Genomic DNA, 18,496 nt, shown 5'->3' with positions numbered 1-18,496 from the left:
CGGTAACAAATGCTCATTATAATCTTTAGTCTTTTTTACGTGCGCAGCCTCCGCAGCTTTCACAACTACGCCCGCTGTCAAAAACCACGTTACTTCCGTCGTAAAATTCATAAAGTAAACATACAGCCTGAGCGCTGATTCCTTCTTCACGACCTGTGAAGCCTAAGTGTTCCTCAGTAGTAGCCTTTATATTTACCTGATCTACATCGATGCCTAAACACCTGGCAACGTTTTCCTCCATTTGCTCAATGTATGGACGAAGCTTTGGCTTTTGCGCGATAACAGTCGCATCAACATTGCCTACCACATAACCTTTATCCATAACCAGCTCTCTAACCTCTTCTAAAAGCTTTTTAGAATCGGCCCCCTTATACTTAGGGTCTGTATCTGGAAAATGAGCACCTATATCCTTAAGTCCAGCTGCTCCAAGAACAGCATCTGATATAGCATGTAAAAGTACATCCGCATCAGAATGACCAAGAAGCCCTAAAGTGTGGTCTATTTTAACACCACCAATAATAAGGTCTCGACCTTCTACCAGCTTATGTACATCATAACCTGTTCCTATTCTCATAGTATCTCCTATTAAATCATAATTACATTTAACCAATTTCTAATAATAGCAAAAAATAAGGTCTAGGGCAACGTCCTAGACCTACTTTAGTCAGCTTCAGCTATTATTACTAATTAGTAATTTAAATTTATAATCAATTATCATCTTCACTATATTTAGGACCACTATATTCCTTATTTTGATTTTTCACCTGAGTATTATCTTTAATTTCTTTTTTCTTATTTTTAAGCGCAGCTCTCTTCTTATGGGTTACAATCAAAACAATAATTAATATCACCGCGGCCACTAACACATATGGCAACGCATATATAAATGCAATCACCAGCCATTGTAGAAAAGCTATAAAACCTGCAAAAGAATTGGTAAAAGCTTCAGCGAATCTGTTCCAGGCGGTATCTTTTTTCACTTCAGAATAAGTTGCCACCTCATCTACATTAATTGATACCGTGCAATAATCCACCTTATCATCATACAACCTCTTCTGAGCCGTATAATTTTCAATATCATATTGAACACTGTTTATCCTGTCTTCTATCGCAAGCAAATCCTCTATAGTCTCAGCATTATCTTCAAGCTCCTGCAGTCTCTTAAGCTTTTTATCAAGACTTTTTAATCTGGCCTGAACATCCACGTAGCTAGATGTAATATCTTCGACATTTTCAGTTTTCTGGGTAAGGGAGCCAATACTGCCTACACTGTTCATAAAATCAGTGTAATTTCTCGATGGAATTCTAGCAGTAAAGCTGGCGTATCTGTTCCCATATTCCAGGCTACCGCTTTGAGATGTGCTTTCAAAATAGCCACCAGAGGAATTCACTAGCTTTTGTATGGAAGCTATATCCTCATCGAACTTCTTGGATTCAATGGAAACGTTTGATGTATATACTATTTTTCGGCTCATATCATAGCCGTCAAGCCCGCCGCTTTCTTCTGTGGAAGCATCAGATACTTCTTCTACCCCAGCTGCTTTTTCTTCATTATAATCAAAGCTATTACCTTCTTCCCATCCAGTATTGTCAGTCTGGTAAAAAGAAGACGTGGAGCCAGAATCGGAAGACTCTTCATAAGAATCACCACATCCTGTTGAGAAAACAACCACTGCTGCAAGTAAAACCCACAAGAATTTTCTTTTCATCACTATCCCCCCTTAAAAGTTATAACTTCTATGTATTCAGTATACACATAATTATCACCAAATGAAACTGAGCGTCAATAATATAAAATATTCCTTTGACTAGCATGTACAACAAATCAGTGTGTACAAAGTTACATATTATGCACAATATCAAATTCTATATATTTCCATAACTTTGTATTGTAATTTTCTATTGTACCCTATATAATTTCACCTTACTGAAAGTATATTATAAAAGTTGTCATTGTTTTTGTGTTATTATTGAAATTTTATCGGAAAGGGTTAACAATGAAAAAAAATAAAAAATTAGTTCGAAAAGTTTTACATTTCGCAACACTTCTTGCTATTTTAATGGCTTTTGCTTTATCAGCAGTTGGATTGACTTATATACAGAAAGCTTATTATGACTCATTCGCAGATGAGCTTTATACCTCTGCTTTGTTTGTTCAGGATGAGCTTAACAACGAATGGGAAGGTGACTGGTCTGTAACATCTTCAGGAAATATATTAAAAGGTAATTATGCACTCCACGATGACTTCCAGGCACAGATTGATTCCCTCCATGAAAAGACAGGTGTTAATTTCACTGTATTCTATGGTGATACAAGATATATTACATCCCTGGTAGATTCCTCAACAGGAGCACGAATGGAAGGAACACAGGCTTCAGCAACTGTGGTCGAGAAGGTTCTTAATGGTGGCGAATCATATCTTGCTACAAACGTTAAGATAGATGGTAGTGACAGCAAATGGTACGCTTATTACCTTCCACTTAAAAATGCAGATGGTTCAATCGTAGGTATGATATTCGCAGGCCGCGAGACCGATGCTGTTAAAGCTGCTATGTTTAGAGCTCAGATGACATTAATCGGTGTATTCCTATTCTTTGCTGTACTTGACTTAATCATTGGTCACTGGATGATTGTAAAGACTACTAAAAATATTCAGGATATTGTAGATGGATTGAAGAAATTGGAGGATGGCAAGCTTTCCTTCTATATCGAAGATGATACATTTGACAGAACCGATGAGCTCGGTGTAATCGCTGAAAGTTCTGCGGAGCTTAGAGACAAGCTTCAGGATGTTATCCAGACTACACTTGACCTTTCAAATGAAGTAACAAAGTCTGGTGAAAACCTTGCATCATCTGCTGGTACTGCTCTTCAGGTGGCAGATCAGGTAGCTAATGCTGTAGAAGATATCAGCAAGGGTGCTGTAGCACAGGCTGAAAATGTAGAAAATTCACTTTCTAATACAATCGAAATGGGTGAAAGCATTGAGGATATTACTTCAAGCGTTAAAGAGCTTTCAAAAGCTGCTACAGAAATGCTTGAGGATGCAAACCATACTGTTGATGCAATAAACGAGCTCATGGTTCAAAATGAACAGGTAATGCAGGCTATGTCTGATATTCATACTCAGATTCAGGCTACAAATGAAGCTGTAAAAAATATAGCAGAAGCATCTAGTGCAATTACCTCTATTTCTGATCAGACAAACCTTCTTTCATTAAATGCTTCAATTGAAGCTGCACGTGCCGGTGAATACGGACGAGGATTTGCAGTTGTAGCTTCAGAGATTGGTACACTCGCTGTTCAATCAAAGGATGCCGCTGTTTCAATCAACAGCATTGTAGATAATCTTGTCAAAGAATCTCAGATGAGTGTTGAAACTATCGAAAAGCTTAATCATGCATTCAATCAGCAGAACACTCAGCTCAGCACTACAAAAAGCGATCTTGACGGCGTTGTTCAAAATGTAAATAACGTGGATATCAGCACAAAGACTATTGCAGATAAGACTATCCTCTTAAACAACCTTAAGACAAGCTTTAATGATATTATTTCAGAACTTTCAGCTATCTCTCAGCAGAATGCAGCATCTTCTCAGGAGACAACTGCTTCTATGGAAGAGCTTAACACTACATTTGCTATGATTGATCAGGCTGCCTCAGAGCTTAAAGATTTGGCAGTCGCCTTAAATGAAAAAATGAATTTCTTTACGATTGAAAATGAAGAAAGCAAAATAGCATAAAAAGAACCTAGGCCCAGACGATTGTCTGGGCCCTTTTTGAAAGGAGGATTATATAATGATACAAGTATCAACCATATAATTACTTATTTAATAACAAGACGCTTTGCGCCTTCTGCTGCAAGTGGACTTCTAACAGTTTCGCTTTCATCAAAGGTAATCTGAGCACATAGGCTTGAACCCTTCATTCTCTCAGCTGCAAAAGATAGTCCATTATTTTTTCTATCAAGCTTTGGTGAATCTATCTGGTCTGGATCTCCAAGAAGTACAACCTTTGAACCCTTTCCTGCTCTTGTAATAATTTCAAGAATCTGTCCAATAGTACAGTTTTGAGCTTCATCAACAATTATAAAAGAATTAACAAGAGAACGACCTCTCATATAGGCTAGTGAACAGATTTCAATAATCCCCGTCTCAAACATATCATCAATCTGAAGCTTTACCTGCTCCTTTTCCTCGTTCTGCCCCTTAAGTAAGACTTGAAGGTTATCCATGAATGGAGCGATAAGAGGAGTCATCTTTTCTTCAAGGTCACCTGGCAAAAAGCCTAAATCGTTGTCAGATAACGTATTGCTCCTGGTAATCATGATTCTATCGAATCCATTGTGATAATATCCCTGAAGGCCTGCTGCAAGTGAAAGGAAGGTTTTGGCTGTACCTGCACTTCCCTTTAATATTACAAGCGGTAAATCCTCCGGGCTGGCAAGAAGTGCATATAATGCAAATCTCTGTCCTACGTTTCTTGGCTGGCAATATGGTGTGTAATAATCTCTGTCTTTAAGAAGATGCCAGCCATCAGCTTTAAATGTGTATAGAGCTGAATTACTTCCCTCTTTACAGATTCCAAATTCATTATCGATAAAGCCCTTATTAAATGGACTTTCTATATCCTCACTGGTGATATCCCTACGTCCTGTATAGTTCTCATTGTCAAGAATCATTTCATTGTGGTAGCCCTGTACCACACAGCCACACATTGTAGCATTGATTCTCATGGAAATATCATTAGTAACAAGTATGGTTTCCAAATCGCTCATTTTCGCGATTGCAAGAACACCATTTATTATTCTATTGTCTGGGCGGTCAAGCGTATATTCTGCTGGAACCAGCTTTTCAAATTCAGATTCTTTGGCAATTTTGAAGGTTCCACCATTATGCATCAGAACCCCCTGAGCATAGTCCCCCTCAATCGATTCGATGTTACGAATTGTCTCTCTGGCGCCATAACCTACCCCTGCGTAGGCAGTTTTCTTTGAATCCAATTCCTGAAGTGTTGTAGTGGTGATGATAACATTATTATCATCAAAACCGAACAGTGCACTAGGACAGTGGATTAGAATGTTAGTGTCAAGGACGTAGTTTTTCTTCATAGGGCCACACTCCTTACCTATTAAATTTTCAATCAGAGCTTCTATAAATGACTACTTCAAACTTATGTTATTTCTATCTGATGTGTTCTTCTAGAAGATGATTTCTATAATTTAATTTTATCCTATCTTAAGCGTAAGTTCTACAACATTTTGTATATTTTTATGTATATTGTGTGAAAATAGCCCTTGATATTGTTATTAAGTATAACAATATCAAGGGCTATTAAAATATCATTTTATAGATGGCCAACCAGAAGTAATCCTGCCAAACCATAGTAGGTTACAACGGCAACCAAATCATTAACTGTGGTGATAAGTGGGCCTGATGCTACTGCAGGATCCACCTTTATCTTGTGGAAGAAAATAGGAATGATAGTTCCGATAAAGCTTGAAACAATCATTGCTACAAAAAGGGAAAATCCAACAATGCCGGAAACTCTAAAGGCCGATGCCCAAATATACCCCTTAAGAAAATGCAAATAAACAGCAACGAAAAACAGTGCAAGTACACCTAAAATCGCTCCATTGGAGCCACCAACGCGCATTTCCTTAAGTACGAATTTAGCTTTTTCGAGTCCGGATATTTCCTCATCCATAAGGACACGAATGGTAACAGCCAGAGACTGTGTTCCAACATTTCCTGCCATGTCCAAAATCAATGACTGGAAAACTACAACAATGGCAACCGATGCCACAACCTTGTCAAAGATACCTATAACTGAACTGGTAACAAGCCCAAGTCCCAATAATAACAAAAGCCATGGTATACGCTTTTTGATACTTTCTGGCAATGATTCGTTTAAATCCTCTTCAGCAGTCAAACCAGCCAACTTAGCATAGTCTTCACCCATCTCATCATCTACAGCCTCGATAATATCCTGTGCTGTGATAACACCGATAATCTCGCCATCTGGATTAAGTACTGGAATTGAGTCCTCCGCATAATCCTTTAACATTTCGATGGTATCTGAAATGATAGCATCTGCAGGAACGCTAGGATAGCTATGACTTATGATATCCTGGAGCGGAGTATCGGCGCGGGCTAGAATCAAATCGCGAAGTTCAATGGCACCTGCGTATTTTTTCTCCTTGTCCTCAACATAAATTGTATTAATATTGTCGTTGTCCTTAGACTGTGAAATCAAAGCTCGCATGGCCTGCTTGACTGAGAAATTCTCGGCGATAACGATGAAGTTGGTGGTCATCATGCTACCAATTTCATCTTCATCGTAAGAATTAATCAATCGAACATCTGCTGATGCATCCTTGTCCATGAGTTCGATGAGCTTTTCTCTCTGCTCTTCGTCTTCAATGTCTTCCAAGGCGTCTACAGCGTCGTCAGCGTCCATGTTTTCAAGGACATCTGCAGCCTGTTCAGGATTGAACTCGGCTAAGTATTCACCTACATCTTCAATATAAGGGAAAATCTCAGAAAGTCGTTCCGCACCTAATATGCCAAACAGCCTCTGACGATCCTCAGTTTCCAGAGATTCGTAAGCCTCGGCGATATCATTTTCATGATAATCGTCAAGTGCCTCCACCATCTGTTCTGCACTAATATTAGAGCGAAGTAAGTCGATAATTTCCTGTGTTTTGTTATCCTCTAATAAATCCTTCTGTTCCATAGTTTCACATGAACTATAGGCATAAAAAAAGCGTCAACGGGTCCATGACGGAATAAAGACGATGACACTTAACTGACAACACAACTAGAAAACTACTCTTTAGATATGTGAAAGAGCAGCTAAATTGCTATGCGTATTAAATGTCTCGTCGCTAGATAATCGCCCGTGACTGTCTGATTTATCCATAGCTGCTCTCCTTTCTTTAAAGTTGAATATATAATTTGAATTACAAGAAAAATTTAACACAAAAAATGGGGCTTTGTAAACCCCATTAGTCAAAATTTTTGTAATTTTTTAACAGAGATTCTCTACCTCTTTTCGGTCAAAAGTCACAGACTTGACTCCGTCTACTTCAATCTGATATAAAGCATTTGCAGCTAAATGCTCAGCCGCCTGTTCCACGTTTCTTATGCCGGTTGAAATAACAAATTTCTCCATCACAGCATCGAGGCCATCCTCTGTAACCTGACATTCCTCTGGTGACATGCCAATACGTTTTAGCACCTTTGGAAGAGAGAAATTTCTAAAGATTGCTTTCTTTTCTTCTCTTGTATAATCCGGGATATCAATAACCGCAAATCGTGACATAAGAGGTGCTGAAATATCAGCCTTAACATTTGCCGTAGCTATAGGATAAACGCCAATTGTAGGAATCATACATTCCATGTAGTTGTCTGTAAATCCAAGGTTATCTAGAAGGGTTAAAAGCACATCGGCAGGGTTTCCATTACCCTTTCCAGAATTTGCTTTATCAAGCTCATTGATGATAAACACAAGATTGCTTGTACCTGAATTTGAAAATGCCTCCATGATAATTCCAGGCTTTGCATTGGAATAAATTCTTGAGCTTCCTGTAAGCTGCTCAGGGTCGTTGATAGAACTCATATCAAGCGTTGTCCAAGGAAGCTTGAGGATTCTTGCTACCGCATATGCGATTTGCGATTTACCAACACCAGCAGGACCGCACAAAAGCAAACCATAGCTAGGCAATGTGTGGGTTCTGTTAATCTGAATTACTGTCTCCATGATGCGCTGCTTTACAGATTCAAGTCCGTATAATTCTTCATCAAGAATCTTTCTGGCAGCAACCGGATCGATAGCTTCAAAATAGTCACTCTTCCACTGGATGCTTGTCATGATGGAAAGTGCTCGCTGGGCATGGCGTCGTTCCTCGATGGTAACCTCAGCAGACTTTGCCACTGCCAGATTTCGTCTAGCCCAAAGTCTGATATTATCGGGAAATGTTCTACCGGCACAGGTAATGAAATCTGTGATGGACTGAATGCTGGTAAGCTTCATATCATCTCCATCTTCTGCTTCATCCTCATCAAGTTCTTCCTCAGACGGAGCATTTGATGCAAAAAGGCGTTCCATCATAAACTGCAAAAAGCCATCCTCTGAAGATAATTTGCCGTTTCCTATACCAGTTTCACGAATCTTGTATACAACATAGCCTTCCTCTATCTTAGCACCTGATAATCTGACAGGGATATGGTTTTCTCCAAGCCAGCCTATGAGGGCTACAAATCGCAGGTCCACCTTTAAAATATCTGTGGATACCACACCTGTGGCAGATTCTGCTTCGAAGCTGCTTCTTTTAATAGGATTAGTAAATATTCCATTTACATGATGAGTCATTTTGCCATCGCTGTCATTTAATACTAAAATAGGTCTCTCTGGTGAGGCATCTGGCTCGTTTGATTTGAATGTAGTGTAGGTCTTTATCGACTCTCCATTTTCCTTTTCTTCCTGGGCAAAATCAAATACTGGCATGGTCATTTCCTCCGATAGTCATTTGTATCAGTTTAGCAGAACTCTTTAGCAGAGTAAAGTGTCATAGTAAAGCAAAAAGCACCAAAAGGTGCTTTTATAAATACTTCTTTTGTTCTGTAAATCCTCTACCCTTTACCTCAGAGACACGACTTACAATGATAAATGCCTCAGGGTCAATGGCATGAACTAAATGCTCTGTTTTTGCTATTTCTCGTTTTGAAACAATTGATAATGTGATTTCTGTATCCCGTCCAAGGTATCCTGTGCGGCCATAAATAACTGTAACGCCACGATCAATGTCCTGCAAAATAGCGCTTCTTATTTCATCGCTCTTTGCGCTGACCACCTTGATTTGAGTCTTTGATTTACCTAAGATTAAAGCTTTATCCAAGGTAACTGTATAAATGATAACCAAAACTATTCCATATAGCACTAAAGTTTTATCTGTAAAAAGTGCCTGAATAGTAAGGATTATGATATCTAAAATCCACATAACACCAGAAATGGAAGTTCCCAAATATTTATTTAAAACAATAGGTGGTATATCCATGCCTCCTGTGGATGCGCCGGTTCTTATGACTAAACCAAGACTGCCACCTATGACAAGGCCACCAAACACTGTGCATAAGAACAAATCATCTGTCAAAGTGTAATGTGATGCTAATATTTCTGCAATGTGAATCTCTATAGGAAAACAAAAAGATGATAGCAATGTATTTGCCGCAAACTTAGGTCCCATGGCATACCAGCCTACTAGAAACAAACTGGCATTTATTGCAAAAGCTGCATAGGAAGTAGGAATGCCTGACATATTATGAATGAAAAGTGCAAGCCCCGTTCCTCCACCGGTTATAAGATGTGCTGGTTCAATAAAAAATGCAACTGCCAAAGCATAGAAAAAGTTTCCAATTACTACAACTCCTGCTGTCCTGATTAATTGTTTAATGGTATTCACGTTAAGTCTCCTGGTGATTTAATTTTACACAACAGGTTAGATTGTACACCATATACGGACATTTGTCAGCACAGCGCGGTAGCGTACTACCACATTAGTGTGATAAAGTGGATTATAGATCAAATTCTACAACATCTTCATCTAATTCTACTTCTTCTGGATTAATTGCTCCTTCCAAACCTTCTCTTATTAATTTCCAATTCTTTAAAAACCATACAGTTTGGCCGGGATGCTTATACAATGAAAGCATTTGTGCTCCTTCATACTTGTATGGATAAACTAGAGGAATATTTGTAGGTCTAGATGTGGTGAAATAAATTACATGTCGATACATTTTACTTTCTATTGCTTTTGGTGTAGCACAGTAATAAATATATTCTCCATTATCTGTACAATATTTAAATTTCATTCTGGTCTGCTTAACGTCCATTGGATCCATGTCAGACACTTGAAATTCATCCACTCTAAGAGACTTTATATCCAAATCAATATTCTTTTCCTCTTTTGCTTTCCTTACTGCTTCCTTCCATTTTTTAGCCTCAAGTGGATTCATAAGCCCAGCAAAAAACTTATCTTCCTGCTGCTGCTTTTCAGACTCTTCTTCAGACTCAGTTGGATCTTTTCCTGTCTTAAGCCAGTAATTAATGATATTAAGATTTTTATTAAGCTGTTGAATATGTGGTGCATAATGTTTATCTAATGCAACCATATCTTCCCACTGCTCTTTAAAAGCTGCTCTTGCTGCGTTTCTTGCATTTTTTTGCTTAAAATATATTGGCATACTAACTAATAAAATTAAGCCGATAACAAGAATCATTATATTAATAGCAAACCAATCCATAGTAGCCCCCGATGCTAAAAAATAGTGAGTAGGCAAATAGCCATAGCCGCCACTCCAATTAAAATTGTATTGAAAATCGTAAGCTTGTATAATTTAGTCCATCTTTCATTATTTAATTCAAAGATTTTCTCATTATAGTCCTTTGTGACTTTCTCAAGTTGAGTCTTAATTGGAGCCTCATAATCCAGGCTTGTAATAAGTCTTGTAAGCTTTCCGTCCAAGTTTTTTACCATTCTCTCAAGCTTAACTTGAAGCTCCGCAGCTTCTCTTTTCGCCTCATTACTATTACTCCTCAAAAATTCCAATTCTTCCTGCATTGTGTACAGCTCTTCCTGCAGGCGCTCAATTTCCTCTCTAATAGCTTCTTCATCCATTCCCACATATCTATGCCTAAAAATAGGCCTTTCAAAGCATTCTCCCTGCATAACTTTTTCTCCCAAATGTTGCGCAACAATATTATGAATAATCCTATACTTAGTATAAATTTTACACTTTTCTTATAATTTTGTACACAATAAAAGCCACCTTTGTATTAGGTGGCTTTTAAACATTTTGTGAACTAAAGTGTAAATCGAGCTACAAAATCCTGTAGTTCCTGAGCATTTCCTGCGAGTTTATCTGAAGCCTGAGCTACTTCATAAGAAGATGCAGTCTGCTCTTGTGATGCTGCTGAAACATTTGAGGTTTCATCAGCTACTTCTATACTCATCTGCTCAATCTCATGTATATTTCTGGCAATAGTTTCTGTTCCACTAGAAAGCTGCTCAACTATCGCGCTCATAGTATTGGATTCCTCAGAAATAGAGTTGACCATTGTAACGATGTTATTGAAAGTACCTCCAGCCTCGTTAACCAACTCTGCACCACTGACTACATTCTCTGCGCCTTCATGCATTGCCGCAACTGCTTCCTGGGAATTTTTGGTAATACCTGCAATAAGCTCTGTAATCTTTTGTGCTGCCTGATTTGAGTCATCTGCAAGCTTTGAAATCTCGCTTGCAACAACAGCAAAACCTTTACCCATTTCTCCTGCTCTGGCTGCCTCAATACTTGCATTAAGAGAAAGAAGATTTGTCTGGCTCGCAATCTCAGAAATAGTGACAACAAATTCATTGATGCTTGTAAGTCTCTCGCCAAGCCCCTCAACAACCTGTGCTGTATTTTCAACAGATTCTCTGATGCTGTTCATCATATCTGTAGCGTTTGTCATATCTGTAGCGCCATTTACTGCGGCCTCATTTGTAGCTCTAATCATTTCAGTGGTACGGGCGATAGCTTCCTGGAAGTTTTCCATATTTGTAACAAATGAATCTGTTTCGCCGCTCGCCGTAGTCACAGCATTAATCTGTCCTGAGCATGAATTTGCAACATTTGTACATGATGTAGCAACCATTTCAGATGCTTCTGCGGACTGTGAAGCCGAAGCAGAAAGTTCCTCTGATGCAGCCGCAACTGATGTGGTGGTATCAGAAATCTCTGTCATAAGATTTCTAATATTTCCGTGCATCAAATCAAGCGCATGAGAAATTGCACCAATTTCGTTGTTTCTGTTCACAAGCTTTCTGACCGCAGCTATTCCCTCATTTTCAGTGAAATCACTATTTGACATACGTACAATCTGGCTTGATGCAAGCTTGATAGGCTTTGTAATCTTTTCTCCAAAGAAAAGCGAAATTGCAACACCAATACAAATCAGCACAATAAGAATAACTATTGTGGTTATCAGATTGTTTCTAAGAGCAGCATTTGCATGCTGTGTATAAGTAGCTGTTAAGCTATCAATGTAATCAACCCATACACCAGTACCCAGTACCCAGTCAAATGGTGCATAATATGCAGTATAGTTAATCTTTGGAAGAGGTTCAGTCTCATTTGGTTTCGCGAACATAAGGCTTGTATATCCACCGCCTTGCTGCATACCATTTTTAATCATATCCTGAATAAAATAATTTCCTTCGGGATCGACTGAATCCCATCTTGACTGTCCTTCTGTATCACGTCCTAAAAGAACAACATTAATGCCTTCTGATGTATCAATCCAGAAATATCCTGCCCCATCATTATATTTCAGTTCACGAATGATATCTGCAGACTGTTTCATGGCCTGCTCTTTAGTAATCTCTCCTGCCTCATATTTAGCATTCATGAACTCACAGATACTCATGGCTTCCTGTGTTTCATTTTTCAACTCAGCTTTAATATCTTCATATAATCTACTCTGATAGGCATCTGTCTGATCTGCATTTGTATTCAAAGTACTAATGACAGTGAATGCAGAGATTATAACTGCGGTAATGACCACAGCAGAAAGAATAACTGCCACCAAAGTTGTTTTCAAAGACCCCGTTTTCTTCTCCATACCTTTAACTCCTTTGCAATAAAAATGGCAAAACGTCGACTGATACTCAAATAATACCATTCGCATTTTGCCAAATAGAATTTTTCACAAAGAATTCAAAGAAGTTTCACTATATAATATTAAGTTTCAGATTACTTTTCCTCTGATATTTCTGCATCGTCGGACTCTGGCAGCTCTTCTTCAGTAAACTCTTCATCCTCTGTCTGATTTTCATTTAATTGTTCTCCAGAACCGTTTTCTACAGGATTGTCATCTGAGTCATCGTCGCCTTTATTTTCGGTTTCGGGCTCTCCTTTATTTTGATCCTTTTCTTCAGGAAGAACTAGTGATATTTCCACCTCTAATCTACCACCATCATAGCTGTCGTTTCCATCAGAATCTATAGCAAATGTAATTGCATCTCCTCTATGAACTGCATAGGTCTCATCAAAGAAAAGCTTTTCCTCATGGTCAAAATTGCCCTGAGTATTTCCACCTAGCCACTTTCTCTCTTCACCATTGACAAAGATTCGCATGCATACGCCGTTGGCATCAGGATCTGCATCATTAGCAAATTTTACATAGCAGCCCTTTACATTAACTGTACCAGTCTTTGCTACAATCCATCTGTAAGCTGCGTTTTTACCATTACCTGGCTCTACAAAATCAGCTTTAAGTTCAGGCTTACCATTATTGTAATATCTGTTTTCCTCTGGATTATACTCTAATAATTCGAAGTTTTCTCCATTCCATTCGCACATACCATAGTACCAGCCATTTACTCCCTGCTCACCAAAATCATTTGCCAGATTAGTTTTATTTTCTCTAGGCTCCTCTTCTCCTGATGACTCATTAACAGCATAAATATTTACGGAAAGCTTACCTGCATCATAGGCATTATTGTTTTTAGGAGAGATTATAAATGATATTACATCTCCCTTTTTAACCTCAAGCTCTTCAAATGCGAAAAGAATAGCATTGTCATTTCCATCACCTCTGAAGGCTTCTACATCACTGTTTTGAATCACTTCATCATTCTTATAGATAGAAAGATTTACACCATCTGGCCAGTCAGGATTTGCATCGTTTTGACCAAATTTAGTATACCCACCTAAAATATCAATTTTGCCATCCTCATAAACAACCCATTTATAAATAGCAGCTTTTGAATCTCCAGGATGAACAAAATCCTTTTTCATCTCAAGACCTGAAGTCTTTGTTGAAAGATAAGCAGTTTCATCATCGTTCATATTGTTAAGTGGCTTTGCATCAGCAACTGTAGTTCCTTCCATAAACCACCATCCATCAGTACCCTGCTTGATAGATGACAATCCTCCCAGAGAGGTTGTATTTTTGCGCTCCTCTTCACCTACAGGTAACTTGATTTCTGTGGCGTCTGTAATGCCCATTTCCAGTCTGCCACCATCCCATGCATTATTCTTGTAGCAACCCATGTCAAAGGTGAATACATCCCCTTTCTTAACCTGAATCTTGTTTAGCTTGATATCTACCTTGTTGTCATGACCGTCACCATGGAATGAAGCGACATCTTCTTTATAAAGGCATTTATCGTTGTGGTACACTCTTACACTTGTTCCATCTGGCCAGTATGGATTGCCATCTTCATTTCCAAATTTGACATAATTTCCATCAAGATTTATCTCTCCATCCTTGGCTACAACCCATTTATACATTGCATCAGCATTTAGTCTAGGCTGTACGAAATCAGCCTTTACTTCAAGTCCATCCAGTCTTCTTGAGATATATCCTGTGCCATCCTTATTCTTTTCGCTTAAGAATTCTACATCATTGATGTTCTTGCCTTCCACGTAATACCAACCGTTGGAACCCTGCTCACCGAAATCCGTTTTCAGATTTGCTTCGTTCTCTTCACTGTTGTTTACCATGTCCATTGTACGTCTATATGCATCTTCAATAACAAGTGTATATTTTCCGCCATCATATGCAGTATTTTCTTTGCCATCAACAAGGAGTGTAATGGCGTCTCCGGCTTTTACCTCAATGCCACTTACAGATAAATCTTTTGTAACAACCTTATCTGTCAATGGTTCAAATTCAGCCTTATTTAGGATTTCATTATTCTTCATCAAATAAACGATTACACCATCAGGCCATGCTGGATTTTTATCTTCATTTAAAAGCTTTGAATAAGTAGACTCGATATTAATCTTTCCATCCTCTGGTGCAATCCACTTAACATTTGCAGACTTCCCCTTGCTTGCTGGCATAATATAGTCTCTTTTGATTTCAAGACCATCTTTTGTGGTATAGCTTTCCTTATCCTTATATTTTTCCACATTAACAGCAAACATTGGATCATCATAATATCCATACTGATAGTACCAGCCATGATATCCCTGCTTGCCGAAATCCTCTGCTATAGAAGCATTATTTAAGCTATGATTTCTATACCCTCTAGGTACATCCTTTTCTGTCTGTCCAAACAATGGACTAATAGCTTTAATAGAAAAATGATATTTACCACCATCGTAAGCGTTATTTTTTTTGCCATCTACAACCATGGAAATATAATCACCAGCCTTAACGTCAACAGCTGCAACACTTAAATCCTTTGTAATCTCGTTATTTACGTCAGCGCCAAAGTCCTGTGTGGTTAATGGAGTATCATTATGGAAAATAGTAACCTTTGTTCCATCAGGCCAGCTTGGATTTTTATCTTCATTCTTTAATTTGGTATAATCTGCATCGATTTTGATTGTACCAGTCTGGGCAACCTTCCATTTAATTACAGCAGACTTTCCTTTTCCTGTATTAACATAGTCTCGCTTTATCTCAAGATAGCTGTCATCAAAATATCTATCTTCCTCTTTGTCAAAAGCTTCCATATTGTACGCGCCTAAGACTTCATCCTGATATGTTTCCTGGAAAATCCAACCATTGTTGCCTTGCTCACCAAAATCAGAATTTACATCTGCAAAGTTCTGTCTTATCTCAGACTCATCAATTGTTACATCAGCTTCAGTCTTAAGGTTGTTTCTATCTAAAATAGTAATATCAAATCCGCCACCATCATAGGAAGCATTATTTCCAGCATCAGCTACAAAATAAAGCTTATCATTTGTGGTAACCTTTAAATCTTTTGTCCTAAAGCTTATTTCATTGTTACCTTTTCTTTTTGCTGCAACCTTTTTACTAAAGAGTTTTTCATTGTTCTTATAAACTGAAACAATAGTGCCATCTGGCCATGCTGGATTACCATCATTCTGCTCGTACTTTGAATAATTCATTCTTACTTCAATGGTACCATCTACAGCAGGCTGCCAGCCTAGCACAGCATCACTGTTAATTGCAGGATGGATAAATGTTTCATTGATAGCAAGATTTGGCGAAGTGAAATCCATAAATCCATCCTTGCCCTTTGATGAAACAGGTCTATATGCGCCAGGCTTATTACCGCACATATACATCCATCCATTTTTACCCTGAGTACCAAAATCCTCTATATTATTTGCATTATTGTTCGTACGTGTCGCGTCGGTGTCGATTTTAGGTCCTTTATAATTCACATCATTGATTGCTACATATAAAGCACCGCCATCATAGGCATTATTATTTTTGGCTGCAACTGTAAAATAAAGGCTACTCAGTTTTTCTACAGGAACATTTTCCAGTGTAGCTTCAACTACTTCCTCTCTGGTTGTGCTAACAGTTACATCTTTATTAAAAATAAGTTCATCACCATTAAAAACATTTAGACATACGCCATCAGGATAATTAGGATTTTTATCTCCATTAACATCCTTTACGTATGTGAGCTTGATATTTACCTTGCCTTCCTTTGCAGCTCGCCACTCAAGTATTGGCGATTCCCCTTCTGCAGTATGAATGAAATTCTTTTTTATTTCCATTCCACTGAGTCCAACCTGGAAATATTTTTCTCCGTCGAAGGACTCTATTCGCTTTGACTTTTTAGGATTGTTATAATCTCCATATCGATAGAACCATCCATTTTTACCCTGCTCACCAAAATCTTCAACATTAAAGGCATTATTTGTTCTAGAGGCACTATCTACAAATTCAGGCTCATCGTACTCTTCTACATCAAAGCTTGATGGCCAGCCCCCACTAAGTGGTGACAGCGCTTCGATTATATCCTCCTGTTCTGCCCCCTCATCAACCATAGTTCCAGCTGCAACTGCAGCAACCGTTCCACTGACCAATGCGCCTGCACAGACGCAGCTTATAACTTTTGTTTTCAGTGGCAATCCCTTGAACTTTTTTAACATTTTCTCCTCCCTACTTATCTATACATTTTTACATTCTCAAAATCTACAGCCGAATTGATACTAAACACCCCAAAATCCATTCCCTGAGACAGATACATTCTTGTAGTTAAAGCAACCTGATCATTCACGTAAACTACAACTACACCATCTGAAATTACAACAGACACTTTTAGTTCATCGCATTTAGTAAAATCAAAATCTACTTTAGATTGAGGATTCTCTTCAAAAATTTTCGATGTATTATAAAATTCAATTTTGTTATTTGCACAATCAAATACAATATTTAAATTTCCTACATTTTCACTATTTAAGTTAAATGCATATCCAAACATAGAATTTGCATCAAAATTCTTGATTGTATTCTGAATCAAATAACTTCCAAGTATCTTATCAAAAACAACTACCTCGTAATCTTTTCCTGAGAAGGTATAGTCATCTTCACTGCACTTAACTGTTTCAGTATAGTTAACAGGCTCTAGCTTTAAGTCATTATTTAGCTCTTCAGCAATCTTTTCATTTAATACCGGAGAAAGATTTCCATGCTTATCCTGCTTCAGTTCATGAGCAACCATATTTCCTGCCCAATTGTATTCCTCGCTATCTGAATGATTATTTTTTGTACCATTCCATCCAACTACGAACAATCTTTTTCCATCTGTTTCCATTCTGCCTGCGTAGAATCCATTTCCATCAAAGGTATCTTTTTCTGGCTTCTTAAAGTCACCATTTATTGATTCGCATATACGATAATGAACAACTCTGTCTGGCCACTGATCTGAGAATGATAAATACCAAGTTCCATTAAATTTAATTAATGTTGGACATTCAAGGTTTGAGTCATTTCCCATATCATTCTTAAAAAATACGCCCTTATCTTCCCAATGAGATAAATCCTTGGATGTATATTTTGCAATAACACCTGTATTATCCTGGCGTGTAACAACAAGCATTATGTAGCTTCCTGTTTCATCGTCATAAAGTACATATGGATCTCTAAAGTCATCCTTTGAATATCCAGAGAAGGTATCCTCAGGTTTCTTGGTCCAGTTGACCATATCTGAACTTGTTGCATGCATTACAGCCTCTTTAGGTGAATAGGTATCGTTGTGTCCAGTGTAAAAAGCATGATACATTCCATTTTTATCCTTTATTACACTTCCAGTTCCAAGGGCAATATCCTGGCTTTCTATGGTGGTACCAAAAGGAATAACCTCACCCATATCTTCAAACTGAGTAAAATCCTTTGTCTTCATTACTGACCATGGATGATATCCCTGCTGTCCATCTCTTAAATCGTCAAGATAAAAAACATTAAATGTATCCCCCTCGTAATATGGCATTGTATCGCCAACAAATCCTCTGGATGATACTGGATACAGGCTATGACTATCGATATCCTGTCCTAAATACTGTGTTTCACTCATAGCTTCCACCTCAGCACTTTCAGTATTACCACAGCCTACCATAGTAATCCCCATGCACCCCAATAAAAGCACAACCAATAATTGTTTCATATGCACACCTCTCTTTTACGTTTTTACATTTTAATATTACGTTTGCATCATTTCTGCGTCAATATATTTTCA

12 protein-coding genes are annotated in these 18,496 nt (G+C 38.1%); 1 reads left to right on the top strand and 11 read right to left on the bottom strand.

All coding sequences use genetic code 11. The annotated features are described in order from the left end of the window. Positions 1 to 25: 25 nt before the first annotated feature. Both ispF and BLV53_RS08880 read right to left on the bottom strand, forming a co-directional pair. Positions 26 to 574, bottom strand: a complete 549-nt coding sequence (gene ispF, locus BLV53_RS08885) for a 2-C-methyl-D-erythritol 2,4-cyclodiphosphate synthase (RefSeq protein ID WP_090300009.1) — start codon at positions 572 to 574, stop codon at positions 26 to 28. 133 nt (positions 575 to 707) lie between these two features. Further along, the gene (locus tag BLV53_RS08880; RefSeq protein WP_090300007.1) at positions 708 to 1,709 is read right to left on the bottom strand and encodes a DUF4349 domain-containing protein; all 1,002 of its coding nucleotides are present in this window, start codon (positions 1,707 to 1,709) and stop codon (positions 708 to 710) included. A 288-nt stretch (positions 1,710 to 1,997) separates the two neighbouring features. On the opposite strand from BLV53_RS08880, the gene BLV53_RS08875 reads away from it, so the two are divergent. Beyond that, positions 1,998 to 3,743, top strand: a complete 1,746-nt coding sequence (locus BLV53_RS08875) for a methyl-accepting chemotaxis protein (RefSeq protein WP_090300005.1) — start codon at positions 1,998 to 2,000, stop codon at positions 3,741 to 3,743. A gap of 83 nt (positions 3,744 to 3,826) precedes the next feature. Here BLV53_RS08875 and BLV53_RS08870 read toward each other — a convergent pair whose 3' ends face one another. From BLV53_RS08870 to BLV53_RS08830, 9 genes are all read right to left on the bottom strand, one after another. Next, on the bottom strand, positions 3,827 to 5,110 hold the full coding sequence (locus BLV53_RS08870; RefSeq protein WP_090300003.1) for a PhoH family protein: 1,284 nt from the start codon (positions 5,108 to 5,110) through the stop codon (positions 3,827 to 3,829). A 236-nt stretch (positions 5,111 to 5,346) separates the two neighbouring features. Continuing rightward, complete coding sequence (gene mgtE / locus BLV53_RS08865) at positions 5,347 to 6,735, bottom strand: magnesium transporter (protein ID WP_090300001.1); 1,389 nt, start codon at positions 6,733 to 6,735, stop codon at positions 5,347 to 5,349. A gap of 294 nt (positions 6,736 to 7,029) precedes the next feature. Beyond that, entirely contained in the window at positions 7,030 to 8,508 is a 1,479-nt protein-coding gene (locus BLV53_RS08860) for an AAA family ATPase (protein WP_090299999.1), read from the bottom strand. A gap of 94 nt (positions 8,509 to 8,602) precedes the next feature. Then, complete coding sequence (locus tag BLV53_RS08855; RefSeq protein WP_330388343.1) at positions 8,603 to 9,463, bottom strand: YitT family protein; 861 nt, start codon at positions 9,461 to 9,463, stop codon at positions 8,603 to 8,605. Between the two features lie 112 nt (positions 9,464 to 9,575). Then, positions 9,576 to 10,304, bottom strand: a complete 729-nt coding sequence (locus BLV53_RS08850) for a hypothetical protein (protein ID WP_090299997.1) — start codon at positions 10,302 to 10,304, stop codon at positions 9,576 to 9,578. Between the two features lie 14 nt (positions 10,305 to 10,318). Then, positions 10,319 to 10,729 carry a hypothetical protein gene (locus BLV53_RS08845; RefSeq protein ID WP_090299996.1) on the bottom strand — a complete coding sequence of 137 codons (411 nt, stop codon included), beginning with the start codon at positions 10,727 to 10,729 and terminating at the stop codon, positions 10,319 to 10,321. Positions 10,730 to 10,863: 134 nt separating this feature from the next. Then, positions 10,864 to 12,663: a methyl-accepting chemotaxis protein gene (locus BLV53_RS08840; protein ID WP_090299993.1), complete on the bottom strand. Its 1,800-nt coding sequence runs from the start codon at positions 12,661 to 12,663 to the stop codon at positions 10,864 to 10,866. 131 nt (positions 12,664 to 12,794) lie between these two features. Next, entirely contained in the window at positions 12,795 to 16,910 is a 4,116-nt protein-coding gene (locus BLV53_RS08835) for a hypothetical protein (protein ID WP_090299991.1), read from the bottom strand. Positions 16,911 to 16,924: 14 nt separating this feature from the next. Continuing rightward, the gene (locus BLV53_RS08830) at positions 16,925 to 18,424 is read right to left on the bottom strand and encodes a family 43 glycosylhydrolase (protein ID WP_090299989.1); all 1,500 of its coding nucleotides are present in this window, start codon (positions 18,422 to 18,424) and stop codon (positions 16,925 to 16,927) included. Positions 18,425 to 18,496 lie beyond the last annotated feature (72 nt).

It is taken from the genome of Pseudobutyrivibrio sp. ACV-2 (assembly GCF_900107545.1).
Lineage (GTDB): Bacteria > Bacillota > Clostridia > Lachnospirales > Lachnospiraceae > Pseudobutyrivibrio.
Note: the sequence above shows the minus strand (reverse complement) of the source record. Positions and strands in the feature narration are given on the sequence as shown.